The following is a 24,055-nucleotide window of genomic DNA, read 5'->3' on the forward strand; positions in this document are numbered from 1 at the left end:
GCCGTCCCCCTCGCCCAGGTCGTACCGTCCGCCGCCCGATCGGAATCCGCGAATCCGGAATTCAGGAATTACCGCCCCGCCAACCGCAGGCCAGAATGATTCCCGTGTGTCCCGGACGCACCAGATGACTCGATTCACCCAGGCGCCGTGTATCGACTTTCTGCGCGAACTTCTGGAAGCTTTCCTTCACTTCTGTCTCGTTCACGTTGCACGCCGGGTAATGCCGGTCGCCCACGTCATACCCCTTCGATCCCTCCATGAACGCGGCCGCGAAAGGCGCCCCGGGCTCCAGCGCCTCCATGAAGCACGCGACGCCCCGCCGGAACTCCTCGTGCGAGGTGGAGATGGATTCGGCCACGAAGAACATCGTTCCGATCTGCCAGCGGCGTGGATCACGACGCAGACCGAAAAGTTTTCGTCGCTCCATGGCGAACAGATTGCCCTTCTCGACCTGGACCGTGGTGCGGAATCTGTCCCTCGGGTCGCCGTCCATCGCTTCGTACCCGGTGTTCCCGCACAGCACTTTCCAGAAGCTGTCCCAGCTCGGGTCGTAGTGCGGCTTCTGGCCAAGCAGATAGTTGACGTTCTTCCGCGCCCTCTCCAGCAGAGTGATCTCCGTGCACCACGGGAGCATGGACAGCGCCGGATAGAGATTGGCTCCCGCACCGATGTCAATACCGCGAATCGGCCGATCGAAATGTTCACGGAAGTGGTTACTGAAGTGCTCCCGTACGAAAGTGAGGATCTCCGCGTCCGCGTCCAGAAGATCGCGGTAGTTCTGATCGACATAGGCCCCGGGATCGAATTCGTCCCATGGCGCGTCGTCATTGAGCACGTCGGAGTCCGTCTGAACTCTGGAGGTCATGCCTGAGGATACCTCGCCGGGCACAACTCGCGGCAACTACAAGGACGTTACGCCAAATCGACGACGTACTACAAGAACTCTTGAGTGGTCAGATCGACAAAGGGATTTGGTCCTGAACAGCACTTGAGCACGCCGAAGATTCACAGCCATGCTGATCGGAACCCAGGTCGTAATTCACTCGTAAGTGGTCAACGTGCCCCGGACCTTCACCAGGAGGTGGCATGACTGCTCTGCCCGCACGCCCCTCGACCCGACAGCTGCGACTGCGCGGAGTCGACGAGGCGGACCTCGCCGCGCTGGCCCATCTGGACCGGGAGGCCTTCCCCGACGAGCCCTACCCCTACTTCGTGCTGCGCCAGCTGTACGACGTGTACCCGAGGCACCTGCTGGTCCTCGACGACGGCACCGAGCTGAAGGGGTACGTCCTCGTGGGCACGCCCCCGGACGCCACCCGGAGCTGGATCCTGGGGCTCGGCATCACCCGGGACGAGCGCGGCCGCGGTCACGGCCGGCGGCTAATGCTGGAGGTGCTGCGCCGATTACGGGCCGACCGGGTGCGGGAGGTGTGCCTCACCGTGGACCCCGCCAACCTCGCGGCGATCGACCTCTACGCGTCCCTGGGCTTCACCGCCGAACAGGACGTCCGCGTCGACTACTTCGGACCGGGGGCCGACCGCGTGATCATGCGCCTGACCCTGTGACGGGCCCCGCGAACCCCCGCACGTACCGCTTCTGCCAGGGCGTCTCCACCGCCCGCCGGTCGTAGTGCGCCCGCACGTACGCGACCGCCTCCCCGGCCGGTACGCCGTCCAGCACCGCCAGACAGGCCAGCGCCGTCCCCGTACGCCCCCGCCCACCACCGCAGGCGACCTCGACCCGCTCGTCCCCCGCCCGCTCCCAGACCTCGACCAGCGCCGCGCGGGCGTCCACCCGGTCGACGGGCAGCCGAAAATCGGGCCAGCGCAGCCACCGTGACTCCCAGGGGACGACCGCCGGCCGCCGACCGAGCAGATAGAGGGCGTACGAGGGTGTCGGCGCCGCCGGATCCAGCGGGTGCCGCAGACCTCGGCCCCTGATCAGTCGCCCCGACGGCAGCCGGAGCACCCCGGCGTCGTGCTCGTCCCACAGCTCACCCATGCGGACCCCCTCGGTTCCCGTCCCGGCGCTCGCCCGCGCGAGCCGCCTCACCGCTCCGCGGCCTCCCGCTGAACCGCCTCCAGCAGGGCCCGGGCCGCCCATCGCATCACGTCCTTGGACTCCTCGGGGTCCAGTCCGCAGACATCGCGGGTGGAGACGAGCGCCTCGACGCCGTAGACCATCGTCGCGGCCATGGTCAGGCGGCGGTGCAGGTCGGGCGGGAGGGTGTCGGCGAGGGGTTCCAGGGCGGCGCGGGTGAGGTCGAAGCGGAGGCGGTTGCGGGTGGGGACCGCCTCGGTGTCGGTGTTCGGGCCGGCGCCCGTACCCGGGTCGGCGGCGGGGTCCGTCCAGCGCTCCAGGGCGGCCCGCAGCACCGCCCGCCACACCGCTTCGTCGCCCAGTTGCAGATCGGCGGTGCGGGAGACGACCAGGTCGAGACGTTCGGCCGGGTCGTCCGGCAGATCGGCGAGGGCCTCGAAGCCGCGGGCGACGGTCTGCGTCTCGCGCAGCAGATCCTGCGGGTTGGAGAAGTAGCGGTAGGCCGTGGCCACCGAGACCTGGGCCTTGTGCGCGGCGTCGGCGACCGTGACCGGTCTGCCCTCGCGCACCAGCTCGACCGCGGCGTCGACCAGCGCGCGCCGGGTGCGCAGCTTCTGGTTGCGGCGCCCGTCGAGCCCGCGCACCTCCGCGCCCTCATCGGTCATGAGATGTCCCTCTTGTCATGAGAATGTATTCTCATTATGGTAGCAGCGTCTCACCAACGGGGGCCGCGCACCCCAGAGTGCGCGGCACGAACGAGAGGGGGTGCCCCATGGGCGCCATGACACCCGCCGAAATGGAAGCGCTGATCGAGACCCACATGGAGGCCGAGCGGATCGGGGACGCGGAGCTCGCGGTCTCCATGTACAGCGAGGACATCGAGCACGACGCGGTCGGCTGGCCGGGCGGTCCGGCCTACGGGATCCCGGCGGCCCGGGAGCGTTATCTGCAGCTGCTGAAGGACTTCCGCTCCGAGAAGGACGAGCGCACCCACACGTACTACTCGGAGAACGGCGCGACCGTCGAGGACCTGATCACCGGCGTGGTCCCCGGCTCCCTGCTGGGGATCCCCGGCAACAACCGGCGCGTGACCTTCCGGATGCTGCACGTCTTCGAGTTCAAGGACGGAAAGATCGCCCGCGAGAACGTGTGGCTGGACGGGGCGGCGATCGCCGCCCAGCTCACCGCACCCGAGCAGGCGTCCGAGCAGGCACCCCGGTAGGTATCGCCCCGACCTGACCGGTCATCAACTCCAGCCATTTCACAGCGCCATTGGTCCGACCTGTGACGGATACGCCCATTAGTGTGCGATGTCTTGACCGTCCCCAGGACCCCACCTATGGTCGCGCTGACGTCAGGACGTAGGACGTCGTATCTCCTCATCCTCGGCTGGAGGAACCGTGCACCGCCGGACCTTCCTGAAGCACACCGGCGCGGTGGGCGCGGCCGCTGCCCTGTCGTCGTCCCTGGCGGCCTGCGGGCCGGAGTCGACCAATGACACCGGGGGCGGCGGCAGGGACCGGGCACTGACCGCGGTGATCGGGTACGGGAACGACGGCAGCTGGGATCCCACGCAGACGGCGTCGGCATTCTCCATGGCCGCCAACAACCACATCTACGAAGGGCTCCTCGACACCGACCCGATCACCCGGGTGCCCTATCCGGCGCTCGGCACCGAGGTGCCGGGCGACCCGGACGCCACCTCCTGGCGGTTCGCGCTGCGCGAGGGCGCCACCTTCCACGACGGCGAGCCGGTCACCGCCGACGACGTGGTGTTCGTGTTCGACCGGATCCTCGACCCCGGGACGCAGACCCTGGCCAAGGGCTTCTTCGCGAGCTGGCTGAAGGAGGTCCGGAAGGTCGACGCACGCACGGTCGAGCTGGTGCTCAAGTTCCCTTTCCCGGACGGGCTTTCGCGGCTCACGCTGGCCAAGGTCATGCCCAGGCACGTGTTCTCGCGGCCCGGCGGCTGGGACGACGCGATCCGGGGTCTGGCGGTCGGCTCGGGACCGTACCGGCAGACCGCGCACCATCCGAAGGCCAACACCACCTTCGCCGCCTTCGAGGCCTACAACGGCCCGCGCCGGCCGGCCTTTCACAAGATGAACTGGCTGACGATCGTCGACGCGGCCTCCCGCGTGGCCCGGGTCTCGGGTGCGAGCGCGGGCGCGCAGATCTCCGACAACATCCCGTACGCCAACATCGCCCGGCTCCGCGACGGCGGGATGACGGTCGCGGGCGGGGCCGGGATGAACAACCTGTTCCTGATGTTCAACACCCGGCACAAGCCCTTCGACGACGTGCGGGTGCGGCAGGCGCTGCGCTACGCGATCGACACCGACACGATCGTCCAGGTGGCGCTGAAGGGACACGGGAAGCCGTCCTCGTCCTTCCTGAACGAGGGCAACCCCGCCTACCGGCCGGCGAAGACCGTCTACCGCCACGATCCCGCGAAGGCGAAGGCGCTGCTGAAGGCCGCCGGGGTCAGCGGGCTGAAGGTCGACATCCTCGCGGTGAACCTGAGTTGGATCGTCGACTGTCTGCCGACCATCAAGGCGTCCTGGGACGCGATCGGTGTGCAGACGACCCTGTCCCCGCAGGAGACCACCGCCGTCTTCACCAAGCTGGACCAGAAGCAGGACTACCAGGTCGTGGCCGCCGCCTCGAACCCCAACCAGTTCGGCCTCGACGCCGACCTGATCATGCACTACAACTACGGCCCGCAGAACCTCTGGATGGGCTACGCCCGCTGGGCCGAACACCCGGTCGCCAAGCGGCTGTTCAGGGACATGGACCTGGCCACCCGGGAATCCGACCCGGCGCGGAGGAAGACGATGATCCAGGACTACGTCGACGTCGTCGCCGAACAGGCCGTGCTCTACCCGGTCGTCCACAACGAGTTGATGACCGCCTGGGACCCGCACGAGCTCACCGGCATAAAGCCGCAGCCCTACCCGGGCGTCAACTTCCTCCAGGCGAAGTGGGTCTGACGCCATGACAGCTGTCGTACGGATCCTGGTCCGGCGCATCGCGCTGCTCGTGCCGCTGATGCTCGGCATCGTCCTGTTCGTGTTCCTGGTGATGCGCTTCTCGGACGTCGACCCGGCCTCCGCGTTCTTCCAGGGCGCGAACCCCACCCCGCAGCAGCTGCACGACTTCCGCGAGCGCAGCGGCCTGCTCGACCCGCTGCCCGTGCGCTACGTCGACTTCGTGGGCGACCTGATCCACGGCGACCTGGGCACCAGCACCCTGACCCGGGCGCCGGTCCTCGACCAGGTCACCACCGCGCTGCCGCTCACCCTCCAACTGACCTTCCTGGGCCTGGGTATCGCGGTCGTGCTGTCGCTCCTGGGCGGGGTGACCGCGGCGATCTACCGCGACCGGCTGCCGGACCAGATCGTCCGCGTCGTGTCGCTGACCGGGGTCGCGGCCCCCGGCTTCCTGCTGGCGTTGCTGATGATCCAGTACCTGGCCGTGGACCGGGGCTGGTTCCCGGCCGGCGGCTACATCAACCCCGCGGACTCCGTCACCGGCTGGCTCAAGACCATGGCACTGCCCGCACTGGCTCTCTCGCTGCCGGTGGCGGCCCAACTCACCCGGATCGTACGGACGTCGGTGGTGGAGGAGCTGGACAAGGACTACGTCCGCACGGCGATCGGCAGCGGGCTGCCGCCGCACGTGGTGGTCGGCCGCAACGTGCTGCGCAACGCCCTGATGAACCCGCTGACGGTGCTCGGTCTGCGGGTCGGCTATCTGCTGGGCGGCGCGGTCGTCATCGAGACGATCTTCGCGCTGCCCGGCATGGGCAAGCTGATGATCGACGCCGTCCAGAACGGCGACCCGGCCGTCGTGCAGGGCGTGGTGATCACGACCGCGATCGGCTTCGTCGTCGTGAACCTCGTCATCGACGTCCTGTATCTGCTGGTCAACCCGCGACTGAGGGATGCGGCCACATGAACACCCCGTTCACGCGCAAGGGCCTGGCCGACGCGCTCTCCCGGCCCGGCATCCGGCTGCGCGGCTGGCGCCGGCTGCCGCCGCTGTCGAAGGTCGCCGTCTGCTTCCTGGCGGTCGTCGTCCTGGTGGCGCTGCTCGCCCCGCTGCTCGCGCCCGACGACCCGCTCGCCCAGCAGCCCCCGGTCGACGGCACCGGACACCCGTCCGCCGCACACTGGCTGGGCCAGGACAGCCTCGGCCGGGACCTGCTGAGCCGGCTGATGTACGGGGCCCGCTGGTCGCTCGCGATCGGCCTGGGCGCCACCGCGCTCGCCCTCGTCGTGGGCGCCGTGCTCGGCGCGGTCGCGGCGACCTCGCGCCGGGGCGTCGACGAGACGCTGATGCGCTGTCTGGACGTGGTGATGGCGTTCCCGGGCATCGCGCTGGCGGCCGTCCTGGTGGCCGTGTTCGGCGGCGGCATCACCGTACTGATCTGCGCGATCGCGTTCCTGTTCACCCCGCCGGTGGCCAGGGTGGTGCGGGCGAACGTGCTGGACCAGTACGGCGAGGACTACGTGACCGCGGAGCGGGTGATCGGCGCGCGGACCCCGCACATCGTGCTGCGGCACGTGGCGGTCAACTGCGCCGCCCCCGTGCTGGTGTTCTGCACGGTCCAGGTCGCCGAGGCGATCGTCTTCGAGGCGTCGCTGTCCTTCATCGGCGCGGGCGTCCGGCCCCCGGACCCGTCCTGGGGCAGCGTCATCGCGGACGGCAAGAACATGGTGCTGACCGGCGGTTGGTGGGCGACGGTCTTCCCCGGGCTGCTGATGCTGATCACCGTCCTGTCGCTGAACGTCCTGTCCGAGGGCGTGTCCGACGCGTGGGCGGCGCCCTCGGCGCGCGAGGCGACGACCCGTGACCCGGGCGGGAACGCGGACCCGGGCGAGGACTCGGACAAGGACCGCCTCGAGACCGCCGAGCCCGGCACCGGCGAGGTGCTGGAGCTACCCGGTCTGGCCGCGGCGGCCCGGCGCCTGCGCGCCCGCGCCCGGCCGCTCCCCCAGGGGCAGCTGCCGATACTGGCCGTCGAGAACCTCGCCGTCGGCTTCGAGGGCCGGCACCAGGGCGTGGACATCGTCGACGGCATCAGCTTCGAGGTGCAGCCCGGCGAAGTCCTGGGCCTGGTCGGCGAGTCGGGCTGCGGCAAGTCGCTCACCGCGCTCACCATCATGGGCCTGGAGCCCAAGGGCGCCCGCGTCCGCGGCCAAGTCCGCTTCGAGCAGCGGGACCTGCTGGCCGAGCCGATGCGCGTACGCCGCCGCCTGCTCGGCCACGAGATGGCGATGGTCTACCAGGACGCCCTCTCCTCCCTCAACCCGGCGATGACGATCCGCGCCCAGCTCAAGCAGGTCGTCCGCCGCGGCGGTCACCGCAGCCCCGCCGAACTCCTCGGCCTGGTCGGCCTCGACCCCGACCGCACCCTGCGCAGCTACCCGCACGAACTCTCCGGCGGCCAGCGCCAGCGCGTCCTGATCGCCATGGCCCTGTCCCGCGATCCGAAACTCATCGTCGCCGACGAGCCGACCACCGCGCTCGACGTCACCGTGCAGGCGCAGGTGATGCAGCTGCTGCTGCGCCTGCGCGAGGAGTTGGGCTTCGCGCTGATCCTCGTCTCGCACGACCTCGCGCTCGTCGCGGACGTCACCGACCGGGTGGTGGTGATGTACGGCGGACAGATCGTGGAGACGGGCGTGACCGCCGACCTGGTGGAGGCGCCGGCCCACCACTACACGCGCGGCCTGCTCGGCAGCGTGCTCTCGCTGGAGTCGGCGGCCGAACGCCTCACCCAGATCAAGGGCGTGGTCCCCTCCCCCGCCGACTTCCCCGCCGGCTGCCGCTTCGCCGACCGCTGCCCCCTGGCGAGCGACCTGTGCCGCACCACCCGCCCCGACCTGCTGGGCCCCCCGACCCACACCACGGCCTGCCACCACCCGGCACCCGAACCGACCCCGGCGGAGGCTCTGGCGTGAACCCCACCCCCGCCGATCAGACGCACGACGCCGGAGGCCCCCAGTGAACGCGATCGTCGAGCTGTCCGACGCCCACGTGGTGCACAAGGCCCGCAGCGGCGGACTCTTCAGCCGGGACCGGGTGTACGCCCTGACCGGTGCCGATCTCTCCGTCGCACCCGGGGAGACGGTCGGCGTGGTCGGGGAGTCCGGGTGCGGGAAGTCGACGCTGGCCAAGGTGCTGGTGGGCGTGGAGCAGCCGACGGCCGGGTCGGTGGTCTTCCGGGGACGGGACCTGTGGTCGATGCCGGACGGTGAGCGCCGGGCGGCGATCGGGTCCGGCGTCGGCATGATCTTCCAGGACCCCTCGACCGCCCTGAACCGCCGGCTGCCGATCCGGCAGATCCTGCGCGACCCGCTGGACGTGCACGAGCGCGGCACGAAGGCCCAACGGGAGGAGCGGGTACGGGAGTTGATGGGCCTGGTCGGTCTGCCCCGATCCGTCGCCGACGCGCTGCCCGGCCGGCTCTCCGGCGGCCAGCGCCAACGCGTCGCGATCGCCCGGGCGTTGGCCCTGGACCCCGACCTGGTGGTGGCCGACGAGCCGACCAGCGCCCTGGACGTGTCGGTGCGCGCCCAGATCCTCAACCTCCTGCTCGACCTGCGTGAACGCCTGGGCCTGGCCCTGGTGTTCGTCTCGCACGACATCCAGACGGTACGGCGGATGAGCGACCGCGTGATCACCATGTACCTCGGCCGGATCGTCGAGGAGGCCCCGGCCGCCGACGTCACCGACCGCGCCCGGCACCCGTACACCCGCGCTCTCTTCTCGGCCACGCCCGGACTGCTCGACCCCGTCGACCCGATCCCGCTGACCGGCCCGGTCCCCTCGGCCACCCGGCCGCCGAGCGGCTGCCCCTTCCGCACCCGCTGCTGGAAGGCCGACGAGGAGTGCGTGTCCAAAATGCCGGAATTCTCGGCCGCGTCGGAGGCCGGACACCGCTACCGCTGCCACCATCCTGTGGAGGAGGACCAGTCGACCCGCGATCTCGTGCGGCAGAACCACCCCAGGGAGCCTTGATGACCTTCCCCACCCCGCTCACCGGTGTCGTCCCGCCCGTCTGCACCCCCCTGACACCGGACGGCGAGGTGGACGTCCCCTCCCTGCTCAGGCTGGTCGACCATCTGGTCGGTGGCGGGGTGGACGCGCTCTTCGTGCTCGGCTCCTCCTCCGAGGCGGCCTACCTGACCGACCGGCGGCGCAGACAGGTCGTCGAGTCGGTGGTGGGCCACGTGGGCGGGCAGCTCCCGGTCCTCGCGGGCGTCATCGACATGACCACCCCGAGGGTCCTGGACCACGTCGAGTCCGTCACCGCGGCCGGCGCGGACGCCGTGGTCGTGACGGCGCCGTACTACACGAGCACCCACCCCGCCGAGATCGCCCGCCACTTCCGGCTGATCGCCGCCGCGAGTCCGGTCCCGGTCGTCGCCTACGACATCCCCGTCGCCGTCCACAGCAAGCTGCCCGCGGAGCTGGTCCTGGAGCTGGCCGCCGACGGCACGCTGGCCGGGCTCAAGGACTCCAGCGGCGACCTGGCCGGCTTCCGCGAGGTCGTCACCGGCGCCCGCGCCCTCACCGGTTTCAGCGTCCTGACCGGTTCCGAACTGTTCGTCGACTCCGCCCTCGCACTCGGCGCCCACGGCGCCGTCCCCGGCCTCGCCAACGTGGACCCGCACGGCTACGTCCGCCTCCACCGGGCCTGCCAGGCCCGCGACTGGGACCGCGCCCGCGCCGAACAGGAACGCCTGTGCGCCCTGTTCCACCTGGTCGGCGCCGGCGACCGGGCCCGGATGGGCGGCAGCTCCTCGGCGCTCGGCGCCTTCAAGGCGGCGCTGCACCTGCGCGGGATCATCGACTGCCCGGCGACGGCGGAGCCCCAGGTACCGCTGTCGCCGGAGGAGGTACGCCGGGTGGGCAAGTTCCTGGCGGCGGCCGGACTGCTGTAGCGCCCTGCGGCCGAGAGGTCCCGGGTCACTCAGAGGCTGTCGGTCGGCAGCCGGCGGAACTCGATCGTCTCGTACGTACCCGCCACACCCGTCTCGTACAGCAGCCCGACCGTCTCCCAGCCGAGCCGCACCAGGTCGGAGTAGGCGGCCCGCTGAGTCGACAGGGTCAGCGCCTTGGTGAAGGTCGCGCCGCCGTCCGTGCTGCGCCAGATCGCCATCGCCTGGCGGGCGGTGGGCACGGACGGGCCGGAGAAGAGCAACGGAGCGCCCGGCTCGGGGAGTTGCAGGACGCTGCCCTGGACGGCCGGCACATCGCCGAGGGTGGGCTGCTGACGGTAGGGGCGGTCGAGGGTCTGGCCGGCGTCGGAGGAGTAGCTGTCGAGCCGGTTGCCCTTGCTGCTGCCGCCCTCGTCGCGGGAGCTGAAGTAGAGCCTGCCGTCCGGGAGTTCGGTGACGCTGGTCTCGTTGGCGTTGTCGTAGCCCTCGTACGAGGAGTCGACGAAGCCGATGTGCCAGGTGGTGCCGCCGTCGTCGCTGTAGATCGCGTGGCCGCCGTAGTACTTGCGCTCCTGGCCGGTGTCCGTGGAGCCCTCGGGCGGGGCGGCGGAGTGGTTGGCGGGGACGACGAGGCGGCCGGCGTGCGGGCCGCTCGCGAGGGCGACGGCGTGGCCGGGCCCGGTGGCGTACCAGCGCCAGTTCGGCTCCTTGACCTGGGCCGTGATGTCGACCGGCGCGGAGAAGGTGCGGCCGTCGTCCCAGCTGCGCTGCACGAACACCCGGCGGCTCTGCTCGGGCGTCACCTCGCCCCGCATGATCTGCGGCTCGGTGACCAGGCCGCTGTTGTAGGACGTCACCAGGACGACGGCGCCGGTGAGCGGGTCGAGCACCGGCGCCGGGTTGCCGCGGGTGTCCCCGTCCCCCTCGGTGACGACCTGGAGCGAGCCCCAGGTGCACCCGCCGTCGGCGGAGCGCTTGAGCACGACGTCGATGTTGCCGGTGTCGGACGCGCCGGTGCGCCGGCCCTCGGCGAAGGCGAGCACCGTGCCCCGCCCGGTGGTGACCGCCGCCGGGATCCGGTACGTGTCGTAGCCACCCTGCCCCGAGACGTACGGCACGGAGGACGTACAGCCGGCCGCGGAGGCGTGCGGGGTCGCGGTGAGGGGGGCCGCGAGGACCGCGGCGACGACAAGGGTGCGGCTCAGGATGGTCATCGATCTCCCTAGGGCCGTGCGACTCTGACCTTCCGTCACATGCTCCCCGGTGTCGGCGATCTCGACCTGCGCGCGCTCGCGCGGCTACACCCGCGTCGATGCCTGCGGAATCCCCACGGTCCGCCCTGGGAACGGCGGGGCGACGCCCTCGACGACCGTACGAACGGCGTCGGGCGGTTCGCCCGGACGGGTGTCCCCCACTCCCCCGGAATGCGTCAGGACGGCGTACGCGCCGACTCCAGGAGCCGGGTCACGTCGTCCGCGCAGATCGTCAGGGCCCCGCCCACCGTCGTGAGGACCTCGCGCTCGGCCGGGGTGTAGGGACCGTCCGCGAGGGCGATGCGGGCACCCTGCAGCAGGATCGATTCGCGGCCCACCGGAGCGAGGTGCGGGGCGAGCGGGTCGAGGGCCTCGTGCAGCTCTATGGCGAGTCCGGCACCGCACGGCTGGCCGTAGACCCGGCCGGTGTCGGCGGCCAGCGCCTCCACGAGCGCGTTCAGCTGCTCCTGCGTGCAGTCGTCGAAGCCGGCCGCGCGGACCGTCCCGGCGGCGGCCTCCAGGGCCGTACGGGAGCAGCTGCCGCTCGCGGCGAGGACCGCCAGGGCGACGGTGTGCACGGCGTCGCGGAGCATCGCGGAGAAGCGGGTGGTGGTCGGGTGGTCGAGGGCGTCGGTGCCGAAGTGGCGGCGGCAGGCGCCGCACTCCACGACCGGCCCGGTCTCGCCGCGCGGCAGCACCGGCACACCCAGCAGGATGAAGCGGCGGCGGCCGGTCAGCCGCTGGTAGTTGCGGTCGCCCCCGCAGCCGGGGCAGAAGAACTCCCCGTCGCCGACGGGTGTCCACGCGGTGCGCGTGCCCAGGATCCGGGCAAGCCGGGAAGCACGGCCGTCTCGTCCCCGTACTGGCAGCACGTCGCACCTCCGTAATGCCGCGGCAACATCGCCGCACCTGCGTGATGTTAGCCACATAGATGAGGCGTAGTCATCACCCCGGAAGAGACCTTTCCGTGACCTCCACGTCCGGGTGGCCGAAAAATGCGGGGCCTTGATCGCCGTATACGACGACCAAGGCCCCGAAACCGCCGGTCAGAGTGACTATCGGGTCGCGCGGTTGACGGCGGACACGACGGCCTTCAGTGACGCACGCGTCGTGTTCGCGTCGATCCCGATTCCCCACAGAACCTTGTCGCCGATCGCGCACTCGATGTAGGAGGCGGCCTGCGCGGAGGCGCCCTCGGCCAGCGTGTGCTCCTGGTAGTCCAGCAGGCGTACGTCGACGCCGACGGACTGCAGGGCGTCGAAGAAGGCCGAGATCGGGCCGTTGCCGCTACCGGTCAGGACGGTGTCCTCGCCGTCGACGGTCGCCTCGACGGTGAGCGTGTCCACCCCGTCCGTGTCCGTCGTCGACTGGCCGGTGCGGACCTGGATGCGGCCCCAGGGGTTCTCCGGGTTCGGCAGGTACTCGTCCTGGAACACCGCCCAGATGGCACCGCCGGTGACCTCGCCGCCCTCGGCGTCCGTCTTGGCCTGGATGAGCTTCGAGAACTCGATCTGCATACGGCGCGGCAGGTCCAGCTTGTGGTCGTTCTTCAGGACGTACGCGATCCCGCCCTTGCCCGACTGCGAGTTGACCCGGATGACGGCCTCGTAGGAGCGCCCCACATCCTTCGGGTCGATCGGCAGATAGGGCACGGCCCACTCGATGTCGTCGACCGTGACGCCCTTCGCGGCCGCGTCGGCCTCCATGGCGTCGAAGCCCTTCTTGATGGCGTCCTGGTGGGAGCCGGAGAAGGACGTGTAGACCAGGTCGCCCACGTACGGGTGGCGCGGGTGGACCTCCATCTGGTTGCAGTACTCCCACGTACGACGGATCTCGTCGATGTCGGAGAAGTCGATCTGCGGGTCGACGCCCTGCGAGAACAGGTTCATGCCCAGGGTGACCAGGTCGACGTTGCCGGTCCGCTCGCCCTGGCCGAACAGACAGCCCTCGACGCGGTCGGCGCCGGCCATCAGCGCCAGCTCGGCCGCCGCCACCGCCGTACCGCGGTCGTTGTGCGGGTGGATGGAGATGCAGACGTGCTCGCGGCGGGACAGGTTGCGGCCCATCCACTCGAAGCGGTCCGCGTGCGTGGACGGCGTCGAACGCTCCACCGTGGCAGGCAGGTTGAGGATGATCTCGCGCCCCGGACCCGGCTGGTAGACGTCCATCACCGCCTCGCAGACCTCCAGTGCGAAGTCCAGCTCGGTGTCGGTGAAGATCTCCGGCGAGTACTGGTACCCGAACTCGGTCTCGGGGCCCAGCAGCTTCTCGGCGTACTCCATCACCAGCCGCGTCCCGTCGACGGCGATCTGCTTGATGTCGTCCTTGGACCCACGGAAGACCACGCGCCGGAAGACGGGCGCGGTCGCGTTGTACAGATGCACGGTCGCCCGCTTGGCACCCTTCAGCGACTCCACGGTCCGCTCGATCAGATCCTCACGGGCCTGGGTCAGCACGGAGATCGTCACGTCGTCCGGAATCGCGCCCTCTTCCTCGATGATCGAGCGCACGAAGTCGAAGTCGGTCTGACCGGAGGCCGGGAACCCGACCTCGATCTCCTTGTAGCCCATCGACACCAGCTGGTCGAACATCCGGCGCTTGCGCTCGGGCGACATCGGGTCGATCAGGGCCTGGTTGCCGTCACGCAGGTCGGTGGAGAGCCAGCGGGGGGCGGCGGTGATGCGCTTGCCGGGCCACGTGCGGTCCGGAATGTCGACCTGCTCGTACTGGCCGTACTTGTGGATCGGCATACGGCTGGGCTGCTGGCGATTCACCATGATCGGGGAGCTCCTCAGGATGTCCGGAAGGACGGCCGACGACGCAACGCCAAGCTCCGCGGGGAGGGAGTCGACCTGTCTTACAGGCCCTCGCCGCGGCAGCTAAGAAGGAGCAGCCCGAAACGCATGATGCACGTATGTTATCCGAGGCATCCGCAACAGGCGGCCCCGTATCAACATGCGGGACCGTGATGCCGTTAAGGGGCGCGAGGAACTGCGCGACCAGCCCCCCACCGGGCCGCAGCGTCTAACACAGCGCAACCAGCCACGGCGGGATCATCCCCATATTTCACCAATCATGGTTGCAGCTAGTGACACCGGCATAACGCAGTGCCAAGGTGCCGCACATGACGACAAACGGGGGCTTCACGCCCGTCTTCTGCACGGTCGTTCCGCCACACATCCTCGACCACCTGGCCAGGAACGACGACCCGAACCTCTCCGGCCCAGCGCAACAGACCTTGGTCCGCGACAGCGAACTACGAGGCAGGCGAAGGGTCACCACCGAGTTCTCCCTGGCCCCGACACCGCAGGAAAAAGCGGCGTCGGACCAGCCACTCCGCACCATCTACGACGCCGAACACGGCACCGACCTCCCCGGCACCAAAGTCCGCGCCGAGGGCGCCGACCCGGGCCAGGACGCCACGGTCAACCGCGCATACGCCGGCCTCGGCGCCACCTTCGAGCTCTACCTCAAGGCCTACGGACGCCACTCGATCGACGCCGAAGGCCTCCCGCTGGACGCGACCGTCCACTTCGACGAGCGGTACAACAACGCCTTCTGGAACGGCGAGCAGATGGTGTTCGGCGACGGCGACGGCGAGATCTTCGTCGACTTCACCATCCCGATCGACGTCATCGGCCACGAACTGACCCACGGCGTCACCCAGTACACGGCCAACCTCACGTACTACGGCCAGCCCGGCGCCCTGAACGAGTCGATGTCCGACGTCTTCGGCTCGCTCATCAAGCAGTACACGCTGGGCCAGACCGCCGCCGAGGCCGACTGGCTGATCGGCGCGGGCCTGCTCGCCCCGAGCGTCACCGGCAAGGCGCTGCGCTCCATGAAGGAACCGGGCAGCGCGTACGACGACGACGTGCTCGGCAAGGACCCGCAGCCCGCGACCATGGACGACTACGTCCGCACCGGGCGCGACAACGGCGGCGTGCACATCAACTCCGGTATCCCCAACCACGCGTTCTACCTGGTGGCGAACGCGCTCGGCGGCAACGCCTGGGAGAAGGCGGGTCAGGTCTGGTACGACGTCCTGACCGGCGGCGAGCTCACCAGCAGCGCCCTGTTCGCCGACTTCGCCAAGCTGACGGCGAAGGCCGCGCGCGAGCGTTACGGCGACGGGGGCGAGGAGCTCCAGGCCGTGTCGAAGGCGTGGGAGCAGGTCGGGGTGCGGATTTCGTGAGTCCGTACTAGACAGGGCCCATGCGTATTCAGGTACGGCGCACGGGCGGGTTCGCGGGCATCGAGCGGCACGCGGAGGTGGACACCTCGGGGCGGCCCGATGCCCTCGAATGGCAGGCCCTGGCTCAACAGGCGTTGTCCGGCGGCCGGGGCAGCCGGCCGCCGGGGGTGCCGGACGGCTTCAGCTACGAGATCACCGTGGACGGGAAGACGGTGTACGCGGCCGATCCCCGACTCACCCACGAGCAACGCGAGCTGATCTCCAGGGTGTTGAAGGAAGGGGCCTAGGGAGGGCCCCGGGGAGGGGCGTAACCGGCAGTTCACGCGGGGGCGTTGACTTCCCTACCGAGGGGTAAGGATGATCCCGCCCATGGCGACTGATCCGCGTGCAGCGGCGCATCCGATCCCTCGGTTCCCTGACGGTTTCCTGTGGGGTGTGTCGACTTCGGCGCACCAGATCGAGGGGGCCGTGGACGAGCGCGAACCGTCGGTGTGGGATGTCTTCACGGCCGAACCGGGGCACATCAAGGACGGCTCGACCGCGGCCGTGGCCTGCGACCACTACCACCGCTACCGCGAGGACGTGGCCCTGCTGGCCGGCCTGGGCGTGGACGCGTACCGCTTCTCCATCTCCTGGCCGAGGGTGAACTCGCCGGGCGGACTGGACTTCTACGACCGTCTCGTGGACGAGCTGTGCGCGGCCGGCGTACGCCCGGTCCCCACCCTCTTCCACTGGGACCTGCCGGTGACCCGGGACTGGCTGGAGCGGGACACCGCCCCGCACTTCGCGGAGTACGTGTCGGTCGTCGCGGAGCGGCTCGGTGACCGGGTGAAGAAGTGGATCACCCTCAACGAACCCGCCGAACACACCCTGCTGGGCCATGCGTTGGGCGCCCACGCACCCGGGAAGAAGCTGCTCTTCGACGCGCTCCCGGTCGCCCACCACCAACTCCTCGCGCACGGCCTGGCGGTACGCGCCCTGCGCGCGGCCGGTGCGAACGACATCGGCATCGCCAACTCGCACGGCCCGACCTGGCCGGCCTCGGAGGAGGCGGCCGACGTGGAGGCGGCGGAGTTCTACGACCTCCTGCTCAACCGCCTCTTCTCCGACCCGCTCCTGCTCGGCCGGTACCCGGACGGCATCGGCGACTTGATGCCCGGCGACGTCGAGTCGGACCTGAAGGTGATCGCGGAACCCCTCGACTGGTACGGCATCAACTACTACGCGCCGACCCGGGTGGGCGCCCCGCAGGGCGCGGAGATCGAGTTCGGCGGCCTCACCATGCCCGCCGAACTCCCCTTCTCCGTAAGGGAGATCGAGGGTGTCCCGCGGACCGACTTCGGCTGGCCCGTGGTCCCCGGGGGCCTGACGGAACTCCTCACCGGCTTCCGCGAGCGCTACGGCGACCGCCTCCCGCCGGTCGTCATCACCGAGAACGGCTGCTCCTACGAGGGCATCGACGACCAGGACCGGATCGCCTACCTGGACGGCCATGTCCGGGCCCTGCACGACGCGGTGGCGGCCGGCGTGGACGTGCGCGGCTACTTCGCCTGGTCGCTGCTCGACAACTTCGAGTGGGCGGAGGGCTATCAGCGCCGCTTCGGTCTGGTGCACGTCGACTACGAGACGCAGGTGCGCACGCCGAAGGCCTCGTACACGTGGTTCCAGGACCTGCTCCGGGCGCAAAAGGCGCAGAGATGACAGCCCCCTTGGAGGACTCCCAGAACTCCCGTTCGCAGGACTCCCAAGGCTCCCCGGCCGCGCTCGCCGAGCCCGTCGAACGGGTCGGGCGCGGCTGGACGGTGTCCCTCTCGCTCGCCAACGGGGCGATCTGGGTGGGCTGGTACGGCCCGCTGCAGATCCTGCTGGCCTCGCAGGCGAAGGACTTCGCGCCGGGCTCCGGCATGTCCAAGGAGGCGATGCTGGCCTGGGTGACCGGCGCGGGCGCGCTGGTCTCGCTCGCCGCCAACCCGTTCTTCGGCGCCCTGTCGGACCGGACGACGGGGCGCTGGGGCCGCCGTACGCCGTGGATCGTGGCCGGGGCGGCGGGCGGCGCGCTGTCCCTGCTGCTGCTCGCGGGGGCGGGCGGGGTGTGGACGATGGCGCTGGGCTGGTGCCTGGTCCAGCTGACCCTGAACGCGGCCTTCGCGGCGGTCACGGCGGCGGTGCCGGACCGGGTGCCCCGGCTCCAACGCGGCTCGGTGGGCGGGTGGTTGGGGGCCGCGCAGATCCTCGGCGTGGTCGGCGGGACGGGCCTGGCGACGGTGGTCGGGGGCATCGGGGCCGGGTACGCGGCCTGCGCGGTGTTCACGGTCGTGGGTGTGCTGCCGTACGTCCTGAAGTACCCGGATCTGCGGCTGCCGGTGTCGGACCGGCCGCCGTGGTCGTGGCGGTCGTTCCTCGCGGGCTTCTGGCTGAGCCCGCGCCGGTATCCGGATCTGGGCTGGGCCTGGCTGACCCGGTTCCTGATCAACCTCAGCAACGCGCTGGTGCTGCTCTACCTCCTGTACTACCTGCGCGACCGCCTGCACTACGACGACCCCGACCAGGGCGTGCTGATCCTGACCGCGGTGAACGGGCTGACGCTGCTCGCCACGGTCGTCGTCGGCGGGGTGTGGTCGGACCGGCTGGGCCGGCGCAAGCCGTTCGTGATCTGGTCCGGGATCCTGATGGCGGTGGCGACGGCCGGGCTCGCGGTCTGGCAGACCTGGCCCGGCGCGATCGTCGCGGCGGCGGTCCTCGGTATCGGCTTCGGCGTCTTCACCTCGGTCGACTTCGCCCTGATGACGGACGTCCTGCCGAAGGCCGGGGACCGGGGCAAGGACCTCGGCGTGATCAACGTGGCGAACGCCCTGCCCCAGGTCGCGGCCCCCGCCCTCGCCGCGCCGATCGTGACGTACCTGGGCGGCTACCGGATGCTGTACCTGGTGGCGGCGGTGGTCGGGCTGGCGGGGGCGGTGCTGGTGCGGCGGATCAGGGGCGTGGACTGAGGGCCCCGACGCGGTCCGGCTTCAGAGGGCTCCGGCGTCCCGGGCGGCCCACACGCTCGGATGGATGGGCCGGAATCCCAGATCCCGGCGGATCCGCTGGGTGGACATGATGCCGAACCACGGGTCGGGGTCCGGGTTGTCCTGTAGTCCGGCGGGTACGTCGACGCCGTTGAGCTGGTACAGCTCGACCGTCGTGACGGGGGCGTCGTCGGCGATGTTGTAGATCCGCCCGGCGACTCCCGGCGCGTACAGCAGCCGCAGCAGGCCCTGGGCGACGTCCGCGTGATGACCCATGTGCAGTCGCTGGGCGGGCGCCCAGTTCCTGGCCCACATCAGGGCGTTGGCCAGATGCGGGTCCCCCTCGCCGTAGACGAAGGGGAGTCGGCCGACGCGCACGTCCATGCCCTCCAGGGCGAGCAGTTCCCGCTCCGCCGCCACCTTCGACTCGTTGTAGGCGCCCCACATCTGGCCGCCGGGCCGGCTCTCGTCCTCCTCGACGAGCGGGCGGCCCCGCCCGACGCCGTACACCATCCCGGTGCTGACCTGCACGAACCGCTCGACTCCGGAGGCCAGCGCGGCACGCCCCAGGGCGACCGCAGCGTCCCGATTGACGGCCCACGCCTCCTCGTCCGGCACCCCGCGGAAGGAGGCGGCGACATTCAGTACCGCGTCCGCTCCGGCCACCGCCTTGCCGAGCGATTCCTCGTCGCGCAGGTCGCCGACCACGACCTCGGCGCCCAGTTCGGCGAACCGCTCGCCCCTGGCCGCGTCCCGCACGAGGACCCGTACCACCTCCCCCGGCCGGGCCTGGGCCAGCAGCCTCGGGACCAACCGCCGGCCCACCTGACCGGTCGTGCCTGTCACCAACGTCAGCATGATGTGCTCCTCTCGTCACCGACCACCCTCCGGCGCCGGGGCCGGGACCGGGAGAGACCTGCTGATCGGGGGATCGGCGGTCCCTGGATAAGCCGGACCGCATGCCGCACGCTGGAGGGGTGGACCGAACCGAACTCGCCGACTTCCTGCGCCGCGGCCGGGCCCGGCTGGACCCGTCGGACGTGGGCCTCACGGCCGGCCCGCGCCGCCGTACGCCGGGGCTGCGCCGCGAGGAGGTGGCGCAGCTGGCGGGCATGTCGGTGGACTACTACACCCGCCTGGAACAGTCCCGGGGCCCGCACCCGTCCCGCCAGATGCTGACGGCCCTGGCACGCGGCCTGCGCCTGACGGACGACGAACGCGACCACCTGTTCCACCTGGCGGGCGAGGAGCCTCCGCGCCGCGACAGCCCGTCGACGCACGTCCGCCCGGGCCTCCTCCTGGTCCTGGACCGCCTGCACGACACCCCCGCGATGGTGGTGACGGACTGCGGTGAGCTGCTGGCGCAGAACGCGATGTCGAGGGCGCTGTCGGGAGACGCGCTCGCCCGTCCGCCCCGGGAGCGCAACATGCTGCGCCGCTTCTTCCTGTACGCGGACGGCGGCACGCTCTTCCCTCCGGAGGACCGCCCCGATCACGCCCGCGCCCACGTGGCCGACCTCCGCGCGGTCGCCGCGGCCCGTCCCGACGACCCGGAACCGGCCGCGCTGGTAGCCGAACTACGGGCGTCCAGCGAGGAGTTCGCCACCTTGTGGGACGAACACGAGGTGGCGGTACGCCGGTCCACGACCAAACGCTTCCAACACCCGCTGGTGGGCCTCCTGGAACTCGACTGCGAGATCCTCCTGGCCCCCGACCACCGCCACCGACTCATCATCCACACGGCCCGCCCGGGAACGGAGTCGTACGAACGCCTGCGCCTGCTGAGGGTGGTCGGCCTTCAGGACATGACGCCGCAGGGCACAGCGCGCTAGAAGCCCAGCTTGCGCAGCTGGCGAGGGTCGCGTTGCCAGTCCTTCGCCACCTTTACGTGCAGGTCCAGGAAGACCGGCGTGCCCAGGAGTGCCTCGATCTGCTTGCGGGACTTGATGCCCACCTGCTTCAGGCGGGCGCCCTTGGGGCCGATGATGATGCCCTTCTGGCTGGGGCGCTCGATGTAGACGAAGGCGTGGATGTCGAGGAGGGGCTTGTCGGCGGGGCGGTCCTCGCGGGGGAGCATCTCCTCGACGACGACGGCGATGGAGTGCGGCAGCTCGTCGCGGACGCCCTCCAGCGCGGCCTCACGGATCAGCTCCGCGATCATGACCTGCTCGGGCTCGTCGGTGAGGTCGCCCTCGGGGTAGAGGGCCGGACCCTCCGGGAGGAGGGGGACGAGGAGGTCGGCGAGCAGGTCGACCTGCTGGTCCGCGACCGCCGAGACCGGCACGATCTCCGCCCACTCGAAGCCCAGCTCCTTGCCGAGCTGGTCGATGGCGATGAGCTGCTCGGCGAGGGTCTTGGAGTCGACGAGGTCCGTCTTCGTGACGATGGCGACCTTCGGGGTCTTCTTGATCCCCGCCAGTTCCTTCGCGATGAAGCGGTCACCGGGGCCGAGCTTCTCGTTCGCCGGCAGGCAGAAGCCGATCACGTCGACCTCGGCCCAGGTGGTGCGCACGACGTCGTTGAGCCGCTGGCCCAGCAGCGTGCGCGGCTTGTGCAGCCCCGGGGTGTCGACCAGGATCAGCTGGGCGTCGGGCCGGTGCACGATCCCGCGTACCGTGTGCCGCGTGGTCTGCGGCTGGTTCGCGGTGATCGCGACCTTCTGGCCGACCAGAGCGTTCGTAAGGGTGGACTTGCCCGCGTTGGGGCGGCCCACGAAGCAGGCGAAGCCGGCGCGGTGGGCGGACTCGGCCGGCTGCTCGGATGACTGGGTGCGAACGCTCATGGCGCCCATTCTCCCTGATCCACGAGCCCACGCCGTACAAGCGTGCACCCGGGGCCCGGGACGGACCGGCCCGGGCCGTATGGTGCGCGGCATGAAGCTCATCACCGCGATCGTGAAGCCGCACCGCCTCGACGAGGTGAAGACCGTCCTGCGGGAGCTCGGCGTGCACGGTCTGACCGTGACCGAGGCCAGCGGGTACGGCCGTCAGCGCGGCCACACCGAGGTCTACCGGGGCGCCGAGTACCAGGTCGACCTCGTGCCGAAGGTCCGGATCGAGGTCGTCGTCGAGGACGCCGACGCGGAGCCCGTTCTGGAGGCGATCGTCAAAGCCGCGCGGACGGGGAAGATCGGGGACGGGAAGGTGTGGGCGATGCCGGTCGAGACGGTCGTACGCGTGCGGACGGGTGAGCGCGGTCCCGACGCGCTCTGACCGCCAGTACTCCGCCCACGAACCCCACGGCCAGCAGCAGCGCCGCCGCGAGCCAGGGCAGCGCGAAGAACGAGGCGCTCTCCGACTGCCGCGTGCCCGGCGCGCTGGCGGTCAACGTGACGTCCCCCCAGTCGAGTTGGGGCGCGCCCTTCCACGGCTCGCTGAGCTTCACGCTCTGCCCTGGCAGCAGTTCGGCGGGGATCCGGGTCAGACCGCGGGACAGGAGCGTACGGCCGAACAGGCCCTGCGCCTTGAGCGTCACCTTCGGATCGAGGGTGACGTTGCCGGTGTTGCGGAGGGTGTAGGAGATCGTCGCGTCGCTGTCCCCCAACCCCGGTACCAGTGGCTGGTGGTGGGTGATGTGGACGTTCTCGACGGCGAGCGCGGGGAGGGTCGGCCCGCCCACCCGGAGGTACACCCGGGCGGCGACGGCGCGTTGCACACCCAGGGCCAGTGATCCGTCGCCCTTGTCGATCCGCTCGTCCAGCGCGACCAACGCGCCCGGGTGGTCGCCCGGTTCGGCACCCTCGGGCACCGTCAGGGTGAAGGGGACGGTGACCGTCTTGTGGGCCGGCACGGTGACCCGGGTCTTCGCGGGCTTCGCCCAGGCCCCCACGCCCCGCTGCTTCTCGTCGACCGTGCGCACCGCGAACCCGCCGTCGCGGGCGGTGTTGTAGGCGTCGGCCGCGTACAGCCGGAAGGTCAGCGGCTTCCCCGTCTTGTTGGCGACGACCACCTTGTCGTCGATGGTCTGCCCGGGATCGGCGGAGAGATAGAAGTAGGGCCGCGCGGCGACGGCCGAGGAGACGGGATAGACGGACCAGCTGCCGTTGTCGGCGGCGTGCGCGGGCGCGGCCTGCCAGGCGAGCAGGAGGCCCAGGAGGAGGACGTACAGCTTGCGCATGGGTGCGGACCCCCACGGACGAGACCATGGACAAGAAGAAGGACAAGGAGAAGGACGAGAAGAAGGACGGGAGGGAGTGGGGCGGGCGGGTGCGGACGCCCTTGCCGTCAGCTGAGCGTGAGCGTCAGGACTCCGGAGTACGAGCCCGGAGGCGTGAACGCCGGTACGTCCAGCGACAGTCCGGCGTCGACGGTGAACTCACCGCCGGTGACCGTCCCGTCGGGGGCCGCCGCGAGGGTCGCGCCCGAGAGGCCCACCGAGCCGGCGGAACCGGCCTGGCAGGTGCTGGGACTGCCCGCCTTGGTGGCGCAGGCAGGGCTCCAACTCAGCTTCCCGGCATCGATCTTGGCGCCGGGACCGGTGAAGTCGGTGACCTTGCCGGTCAGGGACCAGCCCGCGGGGCCGCCGCGGTAGTCCTTGACGGTGACGGCGTTCAGGGCCCCGGTGGAGGCCCCGCCCTGACCGAAGTCGACCGCCGAGAGTGCCACGGAGTCGCCGGCCTGGGACATCGACAGCGTCCCCGCCTTCACGGTCGTGGTCAGCTTCTGGCTGCCGTCCGGCACGGGTGTCGTGTCGTTGACGAGGTAGGCCGCGGGTCCCGCGCCCTTCTCGGCGTTCCACGCGCTGCCCTCGTAGGCCACGATCCCGGTCGTCGTCTTGTCGTTGACGACGAGCGAGCCGCTGAAGGCGCCGTTGCTGCCGGCGGTGACGGTCGCGGTGTCCGCGGTCTGGGTGGACCCGGAGCGCCCGGCCAGGGTGACGGTCGCGCCCGGCGTGAAGTCGGTGCCGCTCACGGTGACACTGTCACCGGGGTTCCCGGAGGCCGAACCCAGCGAGATGGCACGGTTGTTGGTGGGATTGGCGTCCGTCGCGGTGACGGTCTGGGAGACCGGCGCGGGCGGGGTGATCACCGTGCAGGGGGTGTCCAGCTCCAGGATGTAGCTGGTGTGGATGTTGTAGTCGCCGGGCGAGAGGGTGATCGCGCCGGGCGCGGTGACCGTGAAGGTGCCGGTCATGGAGAACGACGGGAAGGCGCCGTTGCCGGGCACCGGGTCGTTCTTCTTGGGCCCGGTGACGGTCACGGAACCGGTCTGCGCGCCGCCCAGGGTGACCTTTCCGGTGGGCGTCATGATGTCGGCCGGCAGGGCGATGGCCGTCGGGTTGTTGGCGGCCGGCTTGACCACGGTGTAGGTCACCGTGAGGGTGTCGCCGACCTTCGGGCTGGTGTTGTCCACCGAGACGTTGGCGGTGGTGGTGCCGTCGATCGGCGGGATGCCGGCGATGGCGGGCGGGATGCAGTGCGTGCCGAAGTCCACGTTCGTACCCGCTGCGCCGGCCGGACAGGCCAGCGCGCCGCCCGCGGTCACCGCGAGTGCGGTTCCCGCGAGCAGTGACGCCCAGCGGCGTCTTCGGTTGTGCGAACCCATGGGTGTGCCCCCTCTTCTCTGTGCTCGCTGGGGGCATTGATGTGCGGATCGCGTGAGAAGTCAATG

Annotated in this window: 23 protein-coding genes; 13 read left to right on the plus strand and 10 right to left on the minus strand. The window is 70.6% G+C overall.

Annotated features, from left to right (window positions below):
* Positions 1 to 61: 61 nt before the first annotated feature.
* Positions 62 to 865: an SCO2525 family SAM-dependent methyltransferase gene (locus tag ACIP6U_RS22970; protein WP_401720770.1), complete on the minus strand. Its 804-nt coding sequence runs from the start codon at positions 863 to 865 to the stop codon at positions 62 to 64.
* A gap of 221 nt (positions 866 to 1,086) precedes the next feature.
* Here ACIP6U_RS22970 and ACIP6U_RS22975 point away from each other — a divergent pair, with 221 nt between their 5' ends.
* On the plus strand, positions 1,087 to 1,566 hold the full coding sequence (locus ACIP6U_RS22975) for a GNAT family N-acetyltransferase (protein WP_401720777.1): 480 nt from the start codon (positions 1,087 to 1,089) through the stop codon (positions 1,564 to 1,566).
* Here ACIP6U_RS22975 and ACIP6U_RS22980 read toward each other — a convergent pair.
* Both ACIP6U_RS22980 and ACIP6U_RS22985 read right to left on the minus strand, forming a co-directional pair.
* On the minus strand, positions 1,547 to 2,002 hold the full coding sequence (locus ACIP6U_RS22980; protein ID WP_401720778.1) for a protein phosphatase: 456 nt from the start codon (positions 2,000 to 2,002) through the stop codon (positions 1,547 to 1,549). The two genes, ACIP6U_RS22975 and ACIP6U_RS22980, sit on opposite strands and share 20 nt — an antisense overlap.
* Before the next feature lie 47 nt (positions 2,003 to 2,049).
* On the minus strand, positions 2,050 to 2,706 hold the full coding sequence (locus ACIP6U_RS22985; RefSeq protein WP_401720781.1) for a TetR/AcrR family transcriptional regulator: 657 nt from the start codon (positions 2,704 to 2,706) through the stop codon (positions 2,050 to 2,052).
* A gap of 116 nt (positions 2,707 to 2,822) precedes the next feature.
* Between ACIP6U_RS22985 and ACIP6U_RS22990 the strand changes: the two genes are divergently transcribed.
* The 6 genes from ACIP6U_RS22990 to ACIP6U_RS23015 all read left to right on the plus strand — a co-directional run bounded on the left by ACIP6U_RS22990 (position 2,823) and on the right by ACIP6U_RS23015 (position 9,993).
* Positions 2,823 to 3,263, plus strand: a complete 441-nt coding sequence (locus tag ACIP6U_RS22990; RefSeq protein ID WP_401720784.1) for an ester cyclase — start codon at positions 2,823 to 2,825, stop codon at positions 3,261 to 3,263.
* 178 nt (positions 3,264 to 3,441) lie between these two features.
* Positions 3,442 to 5,031, plus strand: coding sequence for an ABC transporter substrate-binding protein (locus ACIP6U_RS22995; protein WP_401720787.1), 1,590 nt, complete (start codon positions 3,442 to 3,444; stop codon positions 5,029 to 5,031).
* Between the two features lie 4 nt (positions 5,032 to 5,035).
* On the plus strand, positions 5,036 to 5,998 hold the full coding sequence (locus tag ACIP6U_RS23000) for an ABC transporter permease (RefSeq protein WP_401720790.1): 963 nt from the start codon (positions 5,036 to 5,038) through the stop codon (positions 5,996 to 5,998).
* The gene (locus tag ACIP6U_RS23005; protein ID WP_401720793.1) at positions 5,995 to 8,007 is read left to right on the plus strand and encodes a dipeptide/oligopeptide/nickel ABC transporter permease/ATP-binding protein; all 2,013 of its coding nucleotides are present in this window, start codon (positions 5,995 to 5,997) and stop codon (positions 8,005 to 8,007) included. The genes ACIP6U_RS23000 and ACIP6U_RS23005 overlap by 4 nt, the downstream gene beginning before the upstream one ends.
* Positions 8,008 to 8,050: 43 nt before the next feature.
* The gene (locus ACIP6U_RS23010) at positions 8,051 to 9,067 is read left to right on the plus strand and encodes an oligopeptide/dipeptide ABC transporter ATP-binding protein (protein WP_401720795.1); all 1,017 of its coding nucleotides are present in this window, start codon (positions 8,051 to 8,053) and stop codon (positions 9,065 to 9,067) included.
* The gene (locus ACIP6U_RS23015) at positions 9,067 to 9,993 is read left to right on the plus strand and encodes a dihydrodipicolinate synthase family protein (protein WP_401720798.1); all 927 of its coding nucleotides are present in this window, start codon (positions 9,067 to 9,069) and stop codon (positions 9,991 to 9,993) included. Before ACIP6U_RS23010 ends, ACIP6U_RS23015 begins: the two co-directional genes overlap by 1 nt.
* A 29-nt stretch (positions 9,994 to 10,022) precedes the next feature.
* Here the strand turns inward: ACIP6U_RS23015 and ACIP6U_RS23020 are convergent, their stop codons facing one another.
* From ACIP6U_RS23020 to leuA, 3 genes are all read right to left on the minus strand, one after another.
* Positions 10,023 to 11,204, minus strand: a complete 1,182-nt coding sequence (locus tag ACIP6U_RS23020; RefSeq protein WP_401720801.1) for an exo-alpha-sialidase — start codon at positions 11,202 to 11,204, stop codon at positions 10,023 to 10,025.
* Between the two features lie 215 nt (positions 11,205 to 11,419).
* Positions 11,420 to 12,115 carry a TerB family tellurite resistance protein gene (locus ACIP6U_RS23025; RefSeq protein ID WP_401720804.1) on the minus strand — a complete coding sequence of 232 codons (696 nt, stop codon included), beginning with the start codon at positions 12,113 to 12,115 and terminating at the stop codon, positions 11,420 to 11,422.
* Positions 12,116 to 12,298: 183 nt separating this feature from the next.
* Complete coding sequence (gene leuA, locus ACIP6U_RS23030; protein WP_401720807.1) at positions 12,299 to 14,020, minus strand: 2-isopropylmalate synthase; 1,722 nt, start codon at positions 14,018 to 14,020, stop codon at positions 12,299 to 12,301.
* 347 nt (positions 14,021 to 14,367) lie between these two features.
* Between leuA and ACIP6U_RS23035 the strand changes: the two genes are divergently transcribed.
* The 4 genes from ACIP6U_RS23035 to ACIP6U_RS23050 all read left to right on the plus strand — a co-directional run bounded on the left by ACIP6U_RS23035 (position 14,368) and on the right by ACIP6U_RS23050 (position 18,428).
* Positions 14,368 to 15,438 (plus strand): M4 family metallopeptidase, encoded by a 1,071-nt coding sequence (locus ACIP6U_RS23035; RefSeq protein ID WP_401720810.1) that lies wholly within the window; start codon positions 14,368 to 14,370, stop codon positions 15,436 to 15,438.
* Positions 15,439 to 15,458: 20 nt separating this feature from the next.
* The gene (locus tag ACIP6U_RS23040; RefSeq protein WP_401720812.1) at positions 15,459 to 15,725 is read left to right on the plus strand and encodes a protealysin inhibitor emfourin; all 267 of its coding nucleotides are present in this window, start codon (positions 15,459 to 15,461) and stop codon (positions 15,723 to 15,725) included.
* Between the two features lie 82 nt (positions 15,726 to 15,807).
* Positions 15,808 to 17,139: a GH1 family beta-glucosidase gene (locus ACIP6U_RS23045; RefSeq protein ID WP_401720815.1), complete on the plus strand. Its 1,332-nt coding sequence runs from the start codon at positions 15,808 to 15,810 to the stop codon at positions 17,137 to 17,139.
* On the plus strand, positions 17,136 to 18,428 hold the full coding sequence (locus ACIP6U_RS23050) for an MFS transporter (protein WP_401720818.1): 1,293 nt from the start codon (positions 17,136 to 17,138) through the stop codon (positions 18,426 to 18,428). The genes ACIP6U_RS23045 and ACIP6U_RS23050 overlap by 4 nt, the downstream gene beginning before the upstream one ends.
* Positions 18,429 to 18,449: 21 nt before the next feature.
* Here the strand turns inward: ACIP6U_RS23050 and ACIP6U_RS23055 are convergent, their stop codons facing one another.
* Positions 18,450 to 19,304 (minus strand): NAD-dependent epimerase/dehydratase family protein, encoded by an 855-nt coding sequence (locus ACIP6U_RS23055; protein WP_401720821.1) that lies wholly within the window; start codon positions 19,302 to 19,304, stop codon positions 18,450 to 18,452.
* A gap of 119 nt (positions 19,305 to 19,423) precedes the next feature.
* Between ACIP6U_RS23055 and ACIP6U_RS23060 the strand changes: the two genes are divergently transcribed.
* Complete coding sequence (locus tag ACIP6U_RS23060) at positions 19,424 to 20,278, plus strand: helix-turn-helix transcriptional regulator (protein WP_401720824.1); 855 nt, start codon at positions 19,424 to 19,426, stop codon at positions 20,276 to 20,278.
* Here the strand turns inward: ACIP6U_RS23060 and era are convergent.
* Positions 20,275 to 21,237: a GTPase Era gene (gene era, locus ACIP6U_RS23065; RefSeq protein ID WP_401720827.1), complete on the minus strand. Its 963-nt coding sequence runs from the start codon at positions 21,235 to 21,237 to the stop codon at positions 20,275 to 20,277. The genes ACIP6U_RS23060 and era overlap by 4 nt on opposite strands.
* Before the next feature lie 82 nt (positions 21,238 to 21,319).
* Here era and ACIP6U_RS23070 point away from each other — a divergent pair, with 82 nt between their 5' ends.
* The gene (locus tag ACIP6U_RS23070; protein ID WP_401720830.1) at positions 21,320 to 21,658 is read left to right on the plus strand and encodes a P-II family nitrogen regulator; all 339 of its coding nucleotides are present in this window, start codon (positions 21,320 to 21,322) and stop codon (positions 21,656 to 21,658) included.
* Here ACIP6U_RS23070 and ACIP6U_RS23075 read toward each other — a convergent pair.
* Positions 21,552 to 22,562 (minus strand): WxL protein peptidoglycan domain-containing protein, encoded by a 1,011-nt coding sequence (locus ACIP6U_RS23075; RefSeq protein ID WP_401720833.1) that lies wholly within the window; start codon positions 22,560 to 22,562, stop codon positions 21,552 to 21,554. The genes ACIP6U_RS23070 and ACIP6U_RS23075 overlap by 107 nt on opposite strands.
* 107 nt (positions 22,563 to 22,669) lie before the next feature.
* Complete coding sequence (locus tag ACIP6U_RS23080; protein WP_401720836.1) at positions 22,670 to 23,989, minus strand: beta-xylosidase; 1,320 nt, start codon at positions 23,987 to 23,989, stop codon at positions 22,670 to 22,672.
* Positions 23,990 to 24,055 lie beyond the last annotated feature (66 nt).

The sequence above is a fragment of the Streptomyces sp. NPDC088794 genome (assembly GCF_044750545.1).
Lineage (GTDB): Bacteria > Actinomycetota > Actinomycetes > Streptomycetales > Streptomycetaceae > Streptomyces.